At 61.9% G+C, this 15,579-nt stretch carries 16 protein-coding genes; 14 read left to right on the forward strand and 2 right to left on the reverse strand.

Features of this window, described 5'->3' with window-relative positions:
• Positions 1-69 precede the first annotated feature (69 nt).
• The 6 genes from IPK70_02130 (at position 70) to IPK70_02155 (ending at position 7,405) form a co-directional block, all read left to right on the forward strand.
• Positions 70-2,400 (forward strand): carboxypeptidase regulatory-like domain-containing protein, encoded by a 2,331-nt coding sequence (locus IPK70_02130; protein ID MBK8225957.1) that lies wholly within the window; start codon positions 70-72, stop codon positions 2,398-2,400.
• Positions 2,401-2,405: 5 nt separating this feature from the next.
• A complete protein-coding gene (locus tag IPK70_02135) occupies positions 2,406-2,789 on the forward strand; it encodes a transmembrane 220 family protein (protein MBK8225958.1) in 384 nt (127 codons plus the stop codon).
• A gap of 245 nt (positions 2,790-3,034) precedes the next feature.
• Positions 3,035-4,492: a HAMP domain-containing histidine kinase gene (locus tag IPK70_02140; protein MBK8225959.1), complete on the forward strand. Its 1,458-nt coding sequence runs from the start codon at positions 3,035-3,037 to the stop codon at positions 4,490-4,492.
• Positions 4,489-5,193, forward strand: a complete 705-nt coding sequence (locus IPK70_02145; protein ID MBK8225960.1) for a response regulator transcription factor — start codon at positions 4,489-4,491, stop codon at positions 5,191-5,193. The genes IPK70_02140 and IPK70_02145 overlap by 4 nt, the downstream gene beginning before the upstream one ends.
• Positions 5,194-5,233: 40 nt before the next feature.
• The gene (locus IPK70_02150; GenBank protein MBK8225961.1) at positions 5,234-5,974 is read left to right on the forward strand and encodes a hypothetical protein; all 741 of its coding nucleotides are present in this window, start codon (positions 5,234-5,236) and stop codon (positions 5,972-5,974) included.
• A gap of 123 nt (positions 5,975-6,097) precedes the next feature.
• The gene (locus IPK70_02155; protein MBK8225962.1) at positions 6,098-7,405 is read left to right on the forward strand and encodes a T9SS type A sorting domain-containing protein; all 1,308 of its coding nucleotides are present in this window, start codon (positions 6,098-6,100) and stop codon (positions 7,403-7,405) included.
• Positions 7,406-7,475: 70 nt separating this feature from the next.
• On the opposite strand, the gene IPK70_02160 is transcribed toward IPK70_02155, so the two are convergent.
• Entirely contained in the window at positions 7,476-8,258 is a 783-nt protein-coding gene (locus IPK70_02160) for an SDR family oxidoreductase (GenBank protein MBK8225963.1), read from the reverse strand.
• An 81-nt stretch (positions 8,259-8,339) separates the two neighbouring features.
• On the opposite strand from IPK70_02160, the gene kbl reads away from it, so the two are divergent.
• From kbl to frr, 8 genes are all read left to right on the forward strand, one after another.
• A complete protein-coding gene (gene kbl, locus IPK70_02165; GenBank protein MBK8225964.1) occupies positions 8,340-9,533 on the forward strand; it encodes a glycine C-acetyltransferase in 1,194 nt (397 codons plus the stop codon).
• Between the two features lie 101 nt (positions 9,534-9,634).
• Complete coding sequence (locus IPK70_02170; protein ID MBK8225965.1) at positions 9,635-10,252, forward strand: hypothetical protein; 618 nt, start codon at positions 9,635-9,637, stop codon at positions 10,250-10,252.
• 190 nt (positions 10,253-10,442) lie between these two features.
• Positions 10,443-10,871, forward strand: coding sequence for a 50S ribosomal protein L13 (rplM, locus tag IPK70_02175; GenBank protein ID MBK8225966.1), 429 nt, complete (start codon positions 10,443-10,445; stop codon positions 10,869-10,871).
• A 1-nt stretch (position 10,872) separates the two neighbouring features.
• Positions 10,873-11,259, forward strand: a complete 387-nt coding sequence (gene rpsI / locus IPK70_02180; protein ID MBK8225967.1) for a 30S ribosomal protein S9 — start codon at positions 10,873-10,875, stop codon at positions 11,257-11,259.
• A gap of 144 nt (positions 11,260-11,403) precedes the next feature.
• A complete protein-coding gene (gene rpsB, locus IPK70_02185) occupies positions 11,404-12,231 on the forward strand; it encodes a 30S ribosomal protein S2 (GenBank protein ID MBK8225968.1) in 828 nt (275 codons plus the stop codon).
• 62 nt (positions 12,232-12,293) lie between these two features.
• The gene (locus IPK70_02190) at positions 12,294-13,124 is read left to right on the forward strand and encodes an elongation factor Ts (protein MBK8225969.1); all 831 of its coding nucleotides are present in this window, start codon (positions 12,294-12,296) and stop codon (positions 13,122-13,124) included.
• 69 nt (positions 13,125-13,193) lie between these two features.
• Positions 13,194-13,904: a UMP kinase gene (locus tag IPK70_02195; protein MBK8225970.1), complete on the forward strand. Its 711-nt coding sequence runs from the start codon at positions 13,194-13,196 to the stop codon at positions 13,902-13,904.
• Positions 13,905-13,968: 64 nt separating this feature from the next.
• Positions 13,969-14,529, forward strand: a complete 561-nt coding sequence (gene frr / locus IPK70_02200) for a ribosome recycling factor (GenBank protein MBK8225971.1) — start codon at positions 13,969-13,971, stop codon at positions 14,527-14,529.
• Here frr and IPK70_02205 read toward each other — a convergent pair.
• Positions 14,526-15,548 carry an SPASM domain-containing protein gene (locus IPK70_02205; protein MBK8225972.1) on the reverse strand — a complete coding sequence of 341 codons (1,023 nt, stop codon included), beginning with the start codon at positions 15,546-15,548 and terminating at the stop codon, positions 14,526-14,528. The genes frr and IPK70_02205 overlap by 4 nt on opposite strands.
• Between the last annotated feature and the right edge of the window lie 31 nt (positions 15,549-15,579).

The raw sequence follows: 15,579 nt of genomic DNA on the forward strand, positions 1-15,579 counted from the left end.
ACACCCGTGCGTGGGCTTTCCGGTTCGCACCGCGTCCTCGGCAATGGGCTCAGGCCCTAAGATCGCGCCGTGCGGCGAATCCTCTTCTTCTGCGCGGCCGTCTCCGCATCGTCCTGTGCTGCAGCGCAGGAACCGTTCGGCGTGGTCAGGGGAACGGTGCGCGATGCCGTATCCGGAGCGCCGCTGCCCCATGCCGCGGTGGTGGTGGAGCGCACGCAACCGCAGGTCGGCGCGGCCTCGGATAGCCTTGGTTCATTCGTCATTCCGCAAGTGCCCGTGGGCTTATGGTCCGTAAAGGCCAGCATGGTGGGCTATGAAGCGGGGTCGGTGCACGAGGTGTGGGTGCGCAGCGGGAAAGAGTCGGTGCTGGAGTTCGTGCTCAGCCCGGCGCGCGTGGAATTGCAGCCTGTTGAGGTCGATCTTGTTGATCGTTGGCAGGTAGCCCATGCCGGCGTGCGCTTGTTCACGGTGGAGCAGGGCTTGCGCTACCCGGCCATGTTCCAGGATCCCGCGCGCATGCTGACCGCTACACCGGGCGTTGCCGCGCCGAACGACCAGGCCAATCATCTGATGGTGCGCGGCAACGGTCCACTGGCGAGCACCTGGCTCCTTGAAGGGGCTGAGATGGTGAGCCCGAATCATCTGGGCAACGCAGGCACCGCGAGCGATCTGCCCACGCTGACCGGAGGAGGTGTGAGCATCCTGAGCGCGCAGATGCTCGGGCCTTCGAGCTTCCGCACCGGATCGATGCCCGCAAGTCACGGCAATGCGCTCGGGGGCATCACGGATCTTTCGCTAAGGCAAGGCAACGCACGAGAGCGTGAGTGGACCGTGCAGGCGGGCCTGATCGGCATTGATTTGAGCACTGAGGGCCCGATCACGAAGAGCGGGAAGGACTTCCACCTGGTGAATTACCGGTACAGCACCTTGGGCCTGCTGAGCGCCATGGGTGTCGATATCGGCGATGAGGCCATCAATTTCCAGGATCTTTCCTTTCATGCCGGTTCGCGCATCGGTGAGCGGGGCGAATGGCGCGCATTCGGACTGGGCGGCGTCAGCAGCAACGTGTTCGAGGCGAAGCCCGACTCCGCGCAGTGGGAGTTCGACAAGGACTCGCGCGACATCACCTATGCCAGCAGCATGGGTGCCTTGGGCGCCACGTTGAAGCTGCCTTTGGGCCAGCGTTCCTCGATGCGCGCCACAGCTTTGTGGAGCGGGGCTTATCAGGAACGCTCCGAGTCTGAGAAGGACACCGCTGCATTGGCGCCGTGGCGCGACTTCGCGAGCCTCTATGAGCGTAAGCTGAGCTTTGTCGCCGCGGCAGAGGGTCCGCTGGGCAAACGGCTGCATTGCACAGCGGGAGGCAGCGCCATGGAGCGCATGCTGGTGAATGTGCTGGCCGATACCGCTCAGGGTTGGTTGCTCCGGCCCTTCGCACAGGTGCGTGCAACACTGCCTGGTAATTTCGTGGCAACGGTCGGCATGGGATACAGCCACTTCACATACAATGGGAGCGGCTTGCTGGAGCCGCGCATCGATGTGCTCAAGGCAATACGAGGAAAAGGAGCTTTGCTGCTCAGTGCAGGTGTGCGCGGACAATTGCCCCAGCAGGCTGTGATCAACCTCTCGGATCTTTCATCGGCATCCACCGCGATGGGCGTGCCGGACAACCGTGCACTCGGATTCCAGCGCAGCGAGGACCTCACGGTTGGATACGAGCATCGGGTCAACTACTACACATCCTTGCGTGCTGAGGCCTACGGCCAGCGGATCACCGGAGTACCAGTGACGTGGCCTGGATTCAATGGGGTCACAGGCATTGAAGAGCTGCTCACCAATGCGTGGGATGAGCCGCAATACCTGCCCATGGAAGCCACCGCGGAGAACCGCAACCTGGGCATTGAAATCTCCGTGAAGCAAGCCATGAGCAAGGGTTTCTATTGGCTGTTGAATGGCAGTGCGTTCCGCAGCACCACCATTTCGAATGGCATTGAGCGGCGTGCGCGTTGGGATGCTGGATGGACGGCCAATGCCATGGCCGGCAAGGAGTGGAGCAGAACGAACGATGACCGGGTGCGCACTTTTGGGGTCGGACTCCGAGCGGCAGGGGCGGGCGGCCTGCGTTACACGCCCTTCGAGGCGCAGTGGCGGTCGGGCCATTGGGCCTTCATCCCCGGAGAACCATATTCGGCCCGGTTGCACGACATGTACCGCATCGACCTTCGCGTGTACCTGAAGCGCGATCGAAACGGACGCACCGGGCTTTGGGCGATTGATGTGCAGAACGCGGCCAACATGCGCAATGAAGCGTACAAAGCCTTTGATTTCCGCCAAGGCGAGACCATCACGCGCTATCAGCTCGGCCTCATCCCCAATCTCAGTTACCGCGTCGAATTCTGAGCAGCATGAAGATCCTCTACGGCACGCTCGCAGTCCTGTTCTTCGTCTTCACGGGTCTCCAATACAATGACCCGGATCCCTTGCCATGGATGATTGCGTACGCGGGCGTTGCCACCCTCTGCGCTTTGGCTGCCTTCGGCGGCTACTTCAAATGGGCCACCATCGTGATCACAGCAGCACTCGGCATCTGGATGCTCGCGCTGCTGCCCGGGGTGATCGGGTGGGTGGCCGATGGCATGCCGAGCATCATTGGCGCCATGAAAGCGGAGACGCCTTACATCGAGTCAACACGCGAGTTCGGCGGATTGCTGATCGCCATCATCGTGCTGTTGCATTTGCTGCGGGCGGCTATCCGCAAATCGAAGGAGTCAGCGGCGCAGCCCCATTGACCAGAAAATCGAAAGGCCCCCACTTGCGTGAGAGCCCTCCGACCCCTTGTTGCGCTGTTCAGAGAACCAAAACCAAACCTCCTAGACAGCTCGATCAATATGATGTCGCTCCGGAGAGCGCGCCGCGCGTTTGCTGACGACGCAAAAGTACCGGCATGCCCAGGGTCACTTGTGAAGGCCGCGTCAATGAACGTTAAAGACCGTTAACCGCCTGCATCACAGGCGGGCACACTAGTTTCGCTCGCATGGAGAAGCGCAGCATCACCGTGATGCTTGTAGCGATCGTGGTGGCACTGGCTGGCCTGCTGGTGATCCAAGCCGCTTGGATGCGCGAGACCATCCGCTTGCGCGAAGAGCAGTTCGAGCAGAATGTGGTGCATGCGCTGCAGCGCGTGAGCGACCGCCTCGAGGGCATCGAGCGGATGCGTGAGCTCAAAGGCCATCGAAAGGGACGGCGCATCCTTGCCCGGCTCGATTCGCTGCGCGCCGCAGCGCTCAGGAATCAAAGCGCGGGCAGCATACAGGAAGGCTTGCTCTCGGCCGAAGGCGAGGCGGACTTGGTGCTTTATCCCGCGACGATGGACGATGATGCGCAGTATGAGGCCATGATCTCTGACCTGGTGCGTGGCATCATGGCCAGTGAACCAGCGCGGGACATCCGGAGGCGCGTAGACCCCGTGGCCCTGGACAGCATGCTGAAGCAGGAGCTCGACGGCCTTGGCGTGGAGGGCGGCGCGCGCTGGGCCGTATTCTCGGTGAAAGGGAAGGCCGTTCCCGGCTTGGCCATGCCCGACAGCGCGAGCGCCATGCTGAAGCAGCCTCCGTTCCGTGCTCGTTTGTTCCGGCACGACCTCGCGGGCGCTGAGCACTACCTGCATCTCGATGCGGCATTGTCGCGCTCCACATTGCTCAAAGGCGCTTGGCCCATGCTGCTCGTCTCAACACTGTTCGCAGCCATCATCGCCACGGCCTTCATCTTCACGATCCGGACCGTGCTGAGGCAGAAGCGGCTCAATGATATCCGAAAGGACCTGGTGAACAACCTCACGCATGAGCTCAAGACCCCCATCAGCACCATAGGCCTGGCCTGTGAAGCTCTTGCCGATCCATCGATACCGCGCACGGATGAGCAGGTGCGCACATTCACCGCCATGATCCGGGACGAGAACAAGCGGCTGGGCGCCTTGGTCGAGAACGTGCTGCAGAGCGCTGTGGAGGATAGCGGAAGGATGGTCATGAAGCTCGTTGACCTCGACCTTCACGCGGTGATCGGCGAAGTGGTCCGCAGCAGCGCCATGCAAGTGAGCCGGCGGGATGGCCGGATCGAGACCGACCTTGCTGCGGAGCTGCATCGCGTGAAGGCCGACCGCATCCACATGACGAACCTGCTCTACAACCTCATCGACAACGCGGTGAAGTACTGTGAGAAAGAGCCGCGCGTGCGCATCGCTACCCGCAGCGATGACGAGGGCATCACCGTGAGCGTATCCGACAATGGGATCGGAATACCGGCCAGCGAGCAGCGCAAGATCTTCGACCGCTTGTACCGGGTGCCTACGGGGAACCTGCATAACGCCAAAGGCTTCGGTCTGGGGTTGAGCTATGTGAAGAGCGTGATCGATCGCCACAAAGGCCGCATCCGGGTCGAGAGCGCAGTTGGACAAGGAAGCACCTTCAGCATTTACCTACCCTTTCACGCATGACCAGTCTCGCACGGCTCCTCGTTGTTGAGGACGACCCCAACCTGGGCAGCCTGCTCAGCAGCTATCTGCAGGCACGCGGCTATGAAGCCGACCTGAGAACGGATGGGCAGCAGGGCGCCATGGCTTTCGGGAAAGGCAAGTACGACCTGATCCTGCTTGATGTGATGATGCCCTTGAAGGATGGATTCACGCTGGCGAAGGAGATACGCGCCAAGGATCCAGACGTGCCTATCATCTTCCTCACCGCTAAGAGCATGAAGCAGGATACCCTCGCCGGATTCCAGAGCGGTGCCGATGATTACATCACCAAGCCCTTCGGCATGGAGGAGCTCCTGCTCCGCATCAGCGCTGTACTGCGCCGCACCAAGGGCGCAGAGCCGCTTCCCGAAGAGCCCGCCCTTTACCGCTTCAGCCAGTCGGAGCTCGACCATCGCAAGCAGGTGCTGCGAACCCCCGCCGGGGAACGCCGCCTCACCACCAAGGAGAACGAATTGTTACGGCTCCTGTGCGTGAACCGCAACCAAGTTCTTGAGCGCACCGTGGCCCTGAACCAGGTCTGGGGCAACGACAGCTATTTCAATGGCCGCAGCATGGATGTGTACATCGCCAAGCTGCGCAAGTACCTGAAAGAGGACCCCGCCACCGAGATCATCAATATACACGGCAAAGGATTCCGCATGGTTGCGCCTGACGCGCAATGATCCGCGGGCGCCTGCGGTTGATAAGGGAAACACCCTTGTCATGCGCACCAACCATCAAGCGAACAGGACTGCTGCCTTCGGCTTCGGCGGACGGTTCAGCATCGGGCTGAGCATCGCATTGGCCTTTGTTCTGGTGGCCTTTGAATGGAAGACGACCGCGAGCAGGCCTGAACCGGCCGTATGCGATCTGCTTCCCGAGCCGGTTACGCCGGACCAGCCGACCATCCTATGGACGAAACAGAAGCAGGATAACGTGGAGGCTGCCGAACCCAAGCCGCGCATGAAGCGCAACGGGCCGGCTGTCGTTGGCGAATTGCCGGAGGTCATCGAAGGCAAGGAGGTGCCCGACGGTGCCGGGCCAACCGATCCCGGACCCGTGATCGATGACCCCGGGCCCGCGCCGGTTCCTTACCGTGAAGAGAAGGTGGAGACCCCGCCGACACCGTGGGACCGTGTGGAGCAGCGACCCTACTTCCGCAAATGCCTCGACGCACGAAGGGCGGATCTTGATGAATGCACCGAGCGGACGATCGACCTGCACCTGAAGCGGTATTTCGTTGTGCCGGAAGCGATGCGGCGCGAGGAACGCACCACCGTCTCCATCGTGATCGACGCGGAAGGCCGCATAGCCAACGTGCTTTGCGTGCCGAAGCCGAGCCCGGCGGTGGCTGCTGAGATCGAGCGGGTGATCCGTGGATTGCCTCCCATGAATCCAGCCACGCAGAACGGCCTGCCGGTGCCGGTCGTCTTCCAACTGCCATTCCGCGTTTCGCGCCTCTGATCCGCTTCCACGGAAGCCTGTTGCAAACCGTGCAGGGCCTGCCGCCGGGTGCATTGGGGGCTGCGGCTATCTTCGGCCCGTCGCGGGCGAAGCACGCAAGCGACTGAACCAACAACCCAACGCATGAAGCACTTGTACCTTTTCGCGGCAGCTGCACTGCTGAGCACCGCCAGCGCCACGGCGCAGAACACCAAGCACCCCAGCGGCGCATCGCCGGAACTGGTGCAGTTGAAATCAACCCCGCGTTCTACGGATTGGGCCACCGGCCTGCGCGGCGGCGGACCGGCCAACGATGAGTGCGCTGGTGCCATCGCCATGACCGTGAATGGCGATTGCGTATCGGTGGACGCCACGCTTGCCGGTGCCACCGAATCGCAGGCGGCATCGCAGTGCAGCGGATTCACATCCTCGGTTGCCAATGACGTGTGGTTCTCCTTCGTCGCCACATCCACCACCACGGCGATCTCCGTGACCGGCGGCGCTGGCACGACTGATCCGGACACCACCGGCATCGATCCCGTGTTCGAGCTCTTCAGCGGCGATTGCGGCAGCCTCACCGCCATCGGCTGCGTGGATGCCACGCTTCCTGCCGGCACCACGGAGACCGCGCAGGCAACGACTGTTGTCGGCACCACCTATTACTACCGCGTCTATTACTGGGCCTACGGTGGCGCACCCACCAATTTCGACTTCACCACCTGCGTGTACGCCGTGACGCTCCCGAATCCCCCTGCCAATGATGATTGCGCAGGAGCCACCGTGGTGACGCCTCTCGCGTTCTGCGGCCCGCTGAACTATTCCGGCGTGGGCGCTACCCAGTCTCTGCCTGGTGTGGTTTGCAACGGGTTCACCGGCAATGCCAACGATGATATCTGGTTCTCCTTCGTCGCCACGCAGACGACGATGACCATTGGTGCTACCGGCGCCGCTGGACCGGGTGCTGATAACGTGGTATACGATGCCGTGGTGGAGGCTTTCGATGCATGCGGCGGAACATCCATCGGCTGCGCAGACGCCACCCTGAGCGCTGAAACCGAATCCTTGGAGCTCAGCGGCCTTACCGTGGGCAACACCTACTACTTCCGTGTTTACCACTTTTTCACGCCTGCAGCCGACCCATTTGTTGTGGCTGTTTGCGTGGTGGAAGGTGGCGGGATCAATATCAGCGTGCCTGAATTGGCTGCCGGGCAGGAGTGGGTGCTCTACCCGAACCCCGCTGCCAACAGCGTGAGCCTGAGCTACGCCGGTGCGACGGGCATGGGCAGCATCGAGCTCTTCGATGTGAGCGGCCGTCTGGCCTTGGCTCAGCGCGGCACCCTTGCCACCAACACCACTCAGCAGATCAACGTGGAGGCCCTTGCTCCCGGTGCATACACCGTGCGCGTGACCTTGAACGGCCAGCGCACCGAGCAGCGCTTGGTGATCGAGTAATCGGATACGGATTCCGTTTGTCGAAGGGCGCTCCATCATGGAGCGCCCTTCGCGCATTCAGGGCAAGGGGTCAGAGGGAGGCCGTGCGCCCGCCATCCACAGGCAGGTTGATGCCGTTGATGCACGCACCGGACGGTCCGGCCAGGAATGCCACCGCGAACGCGACCTCTTCGGGCCTGGCGAAACGGCGGAGCGGTATCTCAGCGCGCATTTCCTCGGATGCGTGCTCCTCGCTGATGCCCTGCTTGGCGGCCTTGTTGCGGATGATCGCTGTGAGGCGGTCGGTCTCGGTGGCCCCAGGCAGCACGTTGTTCACCGTGATTCCGAATGGCCCGAGCTCATTGGCCATGGTCTTGGCCCAATTGGCCACCGCTGCGCGAATGGCGTTGCTCACGCCCAGGTTGTGCAGCGGCTGCTTCACGCTTGTGCTGATGATGTTGATGATGCGGCCGTGCCCGCGCTGCTTCATGCCGGGCACCAAGGCGCGAGCAACGGCCTGGTAAGCGATCAGGTGCTGGCGAAAGGCGGCTTCGAAGGCGATGGTGTCCGCCTCGTGCGCAGGTCCGGGAGCTGGCCCACCGCTGTTGTTCACCACGATATCAATCGGTGATTCGGCCGCGCGCGCCGCGATCAGCGAGGCTAGGGTTTCCGTATCGCTCACATCCACGACGATGGAGCGATGCGGCGCATGGGCAGCGGGCAATTCGCGCAGCAAGGCATCTAATCGCGATTGGTCGCGGGCCACGGCGGTTATGCTCGCGCCAAGACCGGCCAGCACCTGTGCCGAAGCCTTCCCGATCCCTTGCGAAGCGCCCATCACCAAGGCGTGCTGCCCATCGAGTCTGATATCCATGGCGGCAAAGGTGCGGCCGGTAGGCCATTCTTGATCCGCGCTCATGCGGCCGGTTACTTTCGCCGCCAACACGAAACGAGCATGTACGGCAAGCTGCAAGAGCATCTCCAGAAGGAATTGTCGGCCATTGAGCAGGCCGGCCTATTCAAGCGCGAGCGCATCATCACCAGCGAGCAGGGTGCTGAAATCACGGTGAATGGACGCACGGTGCTGAACTTCTGCGCCAACAACTACCTCGGGCTGTCGTCTCATCCGGAGGTGATCGCGGCGGCGCACGCCACCCTTGACGCGCACGGTTACGGCATGAGCAGCGTGCGCTTCATCTGCGGGACGCAGGACATCCACAAGGAACTGGAAGCGAAGCTGGCGGCCTTCCACGGCACAGAGGATACCATCCTCTACGCGGCCTGCTTCGATGCGAATGGAGGCGTATTCGAGCCATTGCTCGGCGAAGAGGATGCCATCATCAGCGATGCGCTCAATCACGCCAGCATCATCGACGGCGTCCGGCTGTGCAAGGCGAAACGTTACCGCTACGCCAACAACGACATGGCCGACCTGGAGCAGCAGCTCAAGCAGGCCCGGGCCGATGGCGCACGCCACATCATCATCGTCACCGATGGGGTCTTCAGCATGGACGGTATCGTGGCTGACCTCAAAGGCGTTTGCGAACTGGCCGACCGTTACGAGGCGCTCGTGATGGTGGATGAGTGCCATGCGGCGGGCTTCATCGGCAGAACTGGCCGCGGCAGCGTGGAGCATTGCGGTGTGATGGGCCGCGTGGACATCATCACCGGCACCCTGGGCAAGGCATTAGGGGGGGCCATGGGCGGTTACACCACCGGTCGGAAGGAGATCATCGAGATGCTTCGCCAGCGTTCACGGCCCTACCTCTTCAGCAATTCACTGGCGCCATCCATCGTGGGGGCGTCCATCAAGGTGATCGACCTGCTCAGCGCGAGCACTGAATTGCGCGATCGGCTTGAAAAGAACGTAGACCGCTTCCGGAACGGCATTGAGGCCTTCGGATTCAAGACGCGTGGTGCCGGGGCAGCCATCGTCCCTGTGATGCTCGGAGATGCCAGGCTCAGCCAGGTGATGGCCGACAAGCTCCTCGATGAGGGCATCTACGTGATCGGCTTCTTCTTCCCGGTAGTGCCGAAGGATACCGCACGGATCCGTGTGCAGCTGAGCGCGGCCCACACCGATGCGCACATCGACCGGGCGCTTGCGGCATTCCGGAAGGTGGGGAAGGAGTTGGGCGTCATTGCCTAACGGGTCATTGTTGATTCGATGAAGAGCGCAGTGCAGGACCCGATCCGCCGGTCTTCGAACTTTGGCGCGGTCTTCGTTAACGAAATGCAAAACCCTTGAATATGCGCTCTTCAAACTTCTCGTTCTGCGCCACGGCCGCGCTCCTCCTCTCCGGTGCTGTTGCATCTGCGCAATCCTTCGATGTAGGAAGCAATGGAATCAACCTGGGCCTTGGCCTCGGTGGCGGCAGGTACTCCTACATCACGGGTGTCGGCAACTACAGGGTCTCACCGGCTTTTGTGCTTTCCTACGACCGCGGGATCACCCAGCTCGGCCCCGGCGTGCTCGCCATTGGGGGCATGATCGCCAATCAAACGGTGAAGTACGAGTACAACTACAGCTCCTTCGGGTACACGTATAACTACGACCGGCGCTGGTCGAACACCTTGGTTGGCGCCCGAGGCACTTGGCATTGGAATGACTGGCATGGCAACGACAAGCTTGATCTGTATGCAGGTGTATTCGCCGGTTATAACATCGGGACCTATCGTAACAAGTCGACCAGGACCCTTAACGGAGTGACGACTACCTGGGATGATGGATATTCCGCTACCTCAAGTTACCTGAGGAGCGGTGTCTTCGCCGGCTGCCGTTATCTCTTCACGGAGAAGTTCGGCGTTTATGGAGAGTTGGGCTATGGCATCGCCTATCTGAACGCCGGGGTCACTTTGGTGCTCTGACCGGTCGGAAGCTTTTGAGCGCAACGGCCACCCTCAATGGGTGGCCGTTGCGTTTCGCCGCAGGCTGGGTCACCGCCATGGGTATCGATTGTGCTTGCATATCCGCCAAGCCGCTATATTCGCAGCCCGTTTTCGGGGAAGTACCCTTTCAATCCGCACTCACGTGGCATCCACGACCCACACCACCAGCATGGCCAACGAGGCCACCGTGCAGCAAGAATGGCTGCTGGTAGACGCTGAGAACGAAGTACTTGGACGCTTGGCCAGCAAAGTGGCCATGCTGGTCCGGGGCAAGCACAAGACCACTTTCACACCGCATGTGAACTGCGGCGACCAGGTGATCGTGATCAACGCCGATAAGGTGCGCCTGACCGGAACCAAGATGGCCGATAAGGAATACCAGCGCTACAGCCTCTATCCCGGTGGCCAGACCATTGAGAAGGCCAAGGACCTGAAGGTCCGCAAGCCAGAGGCCCTGCTTGAGAATGCCGTGCGCGGCATGCTCCCCAAGAACCGCTTGGGCCGCCGCCTATTCAGCAACCTGCATGTCGTGGTGGGCACCGCTCACAAGCACGACGCCCAGAAGCCCCGCACCTTCGACCTGAACACGATCAAGTAAGATGGCAACCACCAACAGCCTCGGTCGCCGCAAGACCAGCATCGCCCGCGTGATCCTCGCCGAAGGCAAGGGCACCATCACGGTGAATGGCCGCGACAGCAAGCAGTATTTCCCCATCCTGCTGCAGCAGTACAAAGTGCAGCAGCCCTTCGCCCTCACCGAGACGGTGGGCAAGTACGATGTGACCGCCACCATCGACGGGGGCGGCATCACCGGCCAGGTGGAGGCCCTGCGCCTGGGCATCGCCCGTGCATTGGTGAAGATCGATGCCGAGCACAAGCCCAAGCTCAAGGCGCTCGACCTCATGACGCGCGACCCCCGCGAGGTGGAGCGCAAGAAGTTCGGTCGCAAGAAGGCGCGCAAGCGCTTCCAATTCAGCAAGCGTTAAGGTCCCTGCGCTTGGTGGCCCGCCGTAGCCTTGGCGAAGGCGGGTTCAGCATCCAATTCAAGAGGACTCGGTTGACCCCGGCTACCCCTTGAATGCCTGCACAACGGGAAAAAGGAAAGTGAACCCAAACAGAACGACGAGGACATGGCACGAGTAGAATTCGAGCGCCTGCTGGAGGCCGGCGCGCATTTCGGGCATCTGCGCCGGAAGTGGAACCCGAACATGGCCCCCTATATCTTCGGGGAGAAGAAGGGCATCCACATCATCGACCTGAACAAGACTTCGGCGAAGCTTGAAGAAGCGGCGAACGCGATGAAGAGCATCGCTCGCGGCGGCAAGAAGATCCTGTTCGTCGCCACCAAGAAGCAGGCGAAGGACATTGTCGCGAACAAGGTGAAGCCCACGGGCATGCCCTTCGTCACGGAGCGTTGGAGCGGTGGCATGCTCACCAACTTCGCCACCATCCGGCGCACCATCAAGAAGATGGCCACCATCGACCGCATGAAGACCGATGGCACCTTCGAGAACATGAGCAAGCGCGAGCGCCTGCAGGTGATGCGCCAGCGCGAGAAGATGGAGAAGAACCTTGGCTCGGTGGTTGACCTCACCCGCCTGCCCAGCGCCCTTTTCATCGTCGACATCGTGAAGGAGCACATCGCTGTGGCCGAGGCCCGCAAGCTGAGCATCCCCACCTTCGCCATCGTGGACACCAACAGCGACCCTACGCTGGTGGATTTCCCGATCCCGGCCAACGATGATGCCACCAAGAGCATCGAGCTCATCACCGACGTGATGATCCAGGCCATTAACGAAGGCCTTGAGGAGCGCAAGAACGATAAGACCGCAGTGGACGAAGGCGCCGAAGAGGAAGGAGAGGCGTCCGACGCCGTTGAGGGCACGGATGGCGCTCCGGTAGCCGCTGCTGAAGAAGTGGCTCCTGCCGCAGAATCCGGCACCGACGCAACCGCCTGAGGCATCTTGAACCGCACGGGCGGGATTCTCCCGTTCCGACCAATTCCTCCAAAATGAGCACCATGGCTATCACCGCCACCGACGTGAACAAGCTGCGCCAGATCACCGGCGCCGGCATGATGGATTGCAAGCAGGCCCTCACCGAGGCCAATGGCGACTTCGATGCGGCCATTGACATCCTGCGCAAGAAGGGCCAGAAAGTGGCCGCCAAGCGCGCTGATCGCGATGCCTCCGAGGGCCTCGTGATCGCGAAGACCAGCGCCGACGGCACCCGTGGCGTGCTGGTCTGCACCAATTGCGAGACCGACTTCGTGGCCAAGAACGCCGACTTCGCCGCCATGGCCGGGCGCATCGCCGACATCGCCTTGGAGAAGGGCCTCGACAGCATCGATGCGCTGAAGGCCGCTGCTTATGACAGCAACGGCCTTTCCATCGCTGAGAAGCTCATTGAGCAGACCGGCGTGATCGGCGAGAAGATCGATGTGAGCGCTTGTCATGCGCTCAGCGCGGGCTTCGTGTTCGCGTACAACCACCCCGGCAACAAGGTGGCGAGCCTCGTGGGCCTGAGCAAGGCAGGCTTCGATGGCGTGGCCAAGGATGTGGCCATGCAGGTGGCCGCCATGGCGCCCATCGCCCTCGATAAGGCCAGCACCCCGCAGAGCGTGATCGACAAGGAGATCGAGATCGGCAAGGACCTCGCGATCCAGGAAGGCAAGCCTGCTGACATGGCTGAGAAGATCGCCCTTGGCCGACTGAACAAGTTCTTCAAGGAGAGCACCCTGCTCGCGCAAGAGTTCATCAAGGACAACAAGCTCAACGTGGAGCAGTACGTGAAGAGCGCCGATAAGGACCTCTCGGTCACCGGCTTCAAGCGGCACTCGCTCACGATCTGAGCCATTGCAACAACTGATCGAAGAGGGAGGCCCGCGCCTCCCTCTTTTCTTTTCTTTGGCCCGCTCATCATGGCCACCCCCTACAAGCGAATCCTCCTGAAGCTCTCCGGCGAGAGCCTCATGGGCGATCTGGACTACGGCATCGACCCGCAGCGCATCGGCCAATACGCCGATGAGATCATCGGCATCGCCAAGCAGGGCGTCGAGGTGGCCGTGGTCATCGGCGGGGGCAACATCTATCGCGGCATGCAAGCCGAAGGCAGCATTGACCGTGTACAAGGCGATCACATGGGCATGCTCGCCACCGTGATCAACAGCCTGGCCTTGCAGAGCGCACTCGAGGCCAAAGGCCACAAGACCCGCTTGATGACCGCCATCAAGATGGAGCAGATCGCCGAACCCTTCATCCGCCGCCGGGCCGTGCGCCATCTGGAGAAGGGCCGGGTGGTCATCTTCGGCGCCGGCACGGGCAACCCCTACTTCACCACGGATACGGCTGCGAGCCTGCGCGCCATCGAGATCGAGGCCGACGTGATCCTGAAAGGCACGCGCGTGGACGGCATCTACACCGCCGACCCCGAGAAGGACAAGACCGCAACCAAGTACGAGAGCATCTCATTCGCTGAGGTCTATGCCAAGGGCCTCAATGTGATGGACATGACGGCCTTCACGCTCTGCAAGGAGAACAAGCTGCCGATCATCGTCTTCGACATGAACAAGCCCGGCAATCTCGGCCGACTGATCGCTGGCGAGCGCGTGGGCACGCTGGTGGAGTTCTGAAGCATTTCCGCGCCCGGAGCGCGCCGCTATTTTTGCGGCCCCTCAAGGGCCAATCCATTGCACCATGATCAACAGCGCCGCCACCCTGAACACTTGCGAGGACCACATGCGCAAGGCCGTTGACCACCTTGAGCTCGAACTCACCAAGATCCGCGCAGGCGCCGCCAACCCGGGCATGCTCGAGACCGTGCGCGTTGATTATTACGGCCAGATGGTGCCGCTCTCGCAAGTGGCATCGGTGAACACCGGCGATGCGCGCACCTTGTTCGTGAAACCGTGGGAGAAGAAGATGATCGACCCCATCGAGAAGGCCATCATCGGCGCCAACCTCGGCTTCAATCCCAGCAACAACGGCGAGAGCGTGATCATCCATGTGCCCATGCTCACTGAGGAGCGGCGCAAGGCGCTGGTGAAGAGCGCGCATGCGGAGATGGAGCACGCCAAGGTGGGCATCCGCAGCAGCCGTCAGAAGGCCATGGAGGCCATCAAGGCCGCCAAGAAGGAAGGCCTGCCGGAGGACAACGCCAAGGACCTGGAGGGCCAGGTGGAGAAGCTAACGGGTACCTACAACAAGAAAGCGGATGAGTTGCTGGCCGCTAAGGAGAAGGACATCATGAAGGTCTAAGCCCACACCGGGCTCCCCTCACTGCAATTCCTGCACATCTCGATGCTGCTGCGCGATTGCAGCAGTGAGCGCCGGAAATCGTTGTAGGCATCGCTGTGCCACAACTCGCGGAAGCCCTGCGTGCGCAGGTCACCGAGAACATGGTGCGCATCCTTGTCGAAGCAGCAGGGCACCACACGGCCGTCCCAAGTGATCACGCAGCTGTGCCACATCTTCCAGCAGTTGTCCTCGAGCTTGTTCTTCACCTCCCACACGCCTGAGTCGCTGCGCCGATAGCGCGCGTATTCGTCCTGCGAGGGGATCAGCGGGTGATCGTCCTTCGGATCGTAGATCTGCGCCGTCTTCAGCCAGAGCTCATCCACGCCCAGTTCGCGGGCCATCTTGCGCGCCTCGGGGATCTGGTGCTCATTGGGCTTCACCACCAGGAACTGGAAGACCACATGCGGCGTTCGGCTCTTCAGCCTGCGCTTCCACTCGACGATGCGCTTCGTGCCTTCGATCACCTTCGAGAGCTCGCCTTCGCGCCGGTATTGCGCATAGGTCTCTTGCGTGGTGCCATCGAGCGAGATGATGAGCCGCGACAGTCCGCTGCGCACGGTGGCCTCGGCTTTCGCATCGTCGAGGAAGTGCGCGTTGGTGCTGGTGGCGGTGTAGAGTCCCTTCTCATGAGCGTAGCGCACCATGTCCAGGAAGCCGGGATTGATGTACGGCTCCCCTTGGAAGTAGAAGGTGAGGGCCCAGATGTCCGGTGCGAGCTCGTCGATGACGCGCGTGAAGAGGTCCTGCTTCAGATTGCCCGTGGGCCGGGTGAAGCTGCGGAGGCCGCTGGGGCATTCGGGGCAGCGCAGGTTGCAGGCCGTGGTGGGCTCGAAGCTGATGCTGAAGGGCAGGGCGCCGATGCGGGGCTCTCTCGTTCGCTTGGCGCGTTGGAAGCTGGCCCAAAGCGCGGCGGCATTGCGCAAGCGCCGAGGCGTCGCATAGCGGCCCCATTCCAGCGCATCCTTCGCCCGCGCGATCATGCGAGCAAGGTAGATCGATGGCCTAGGCCGG

Source organism: Flavobacteriales bacterium, from assembly GCA_016712535.1.
In the GTDB taxonomy this organism is placed as follows: domain Bacteria; phylum Bacteroidota; class Bacteroidia; order Flavobacteriales_F; family PHOS-HE28; genus PHOS-HE28.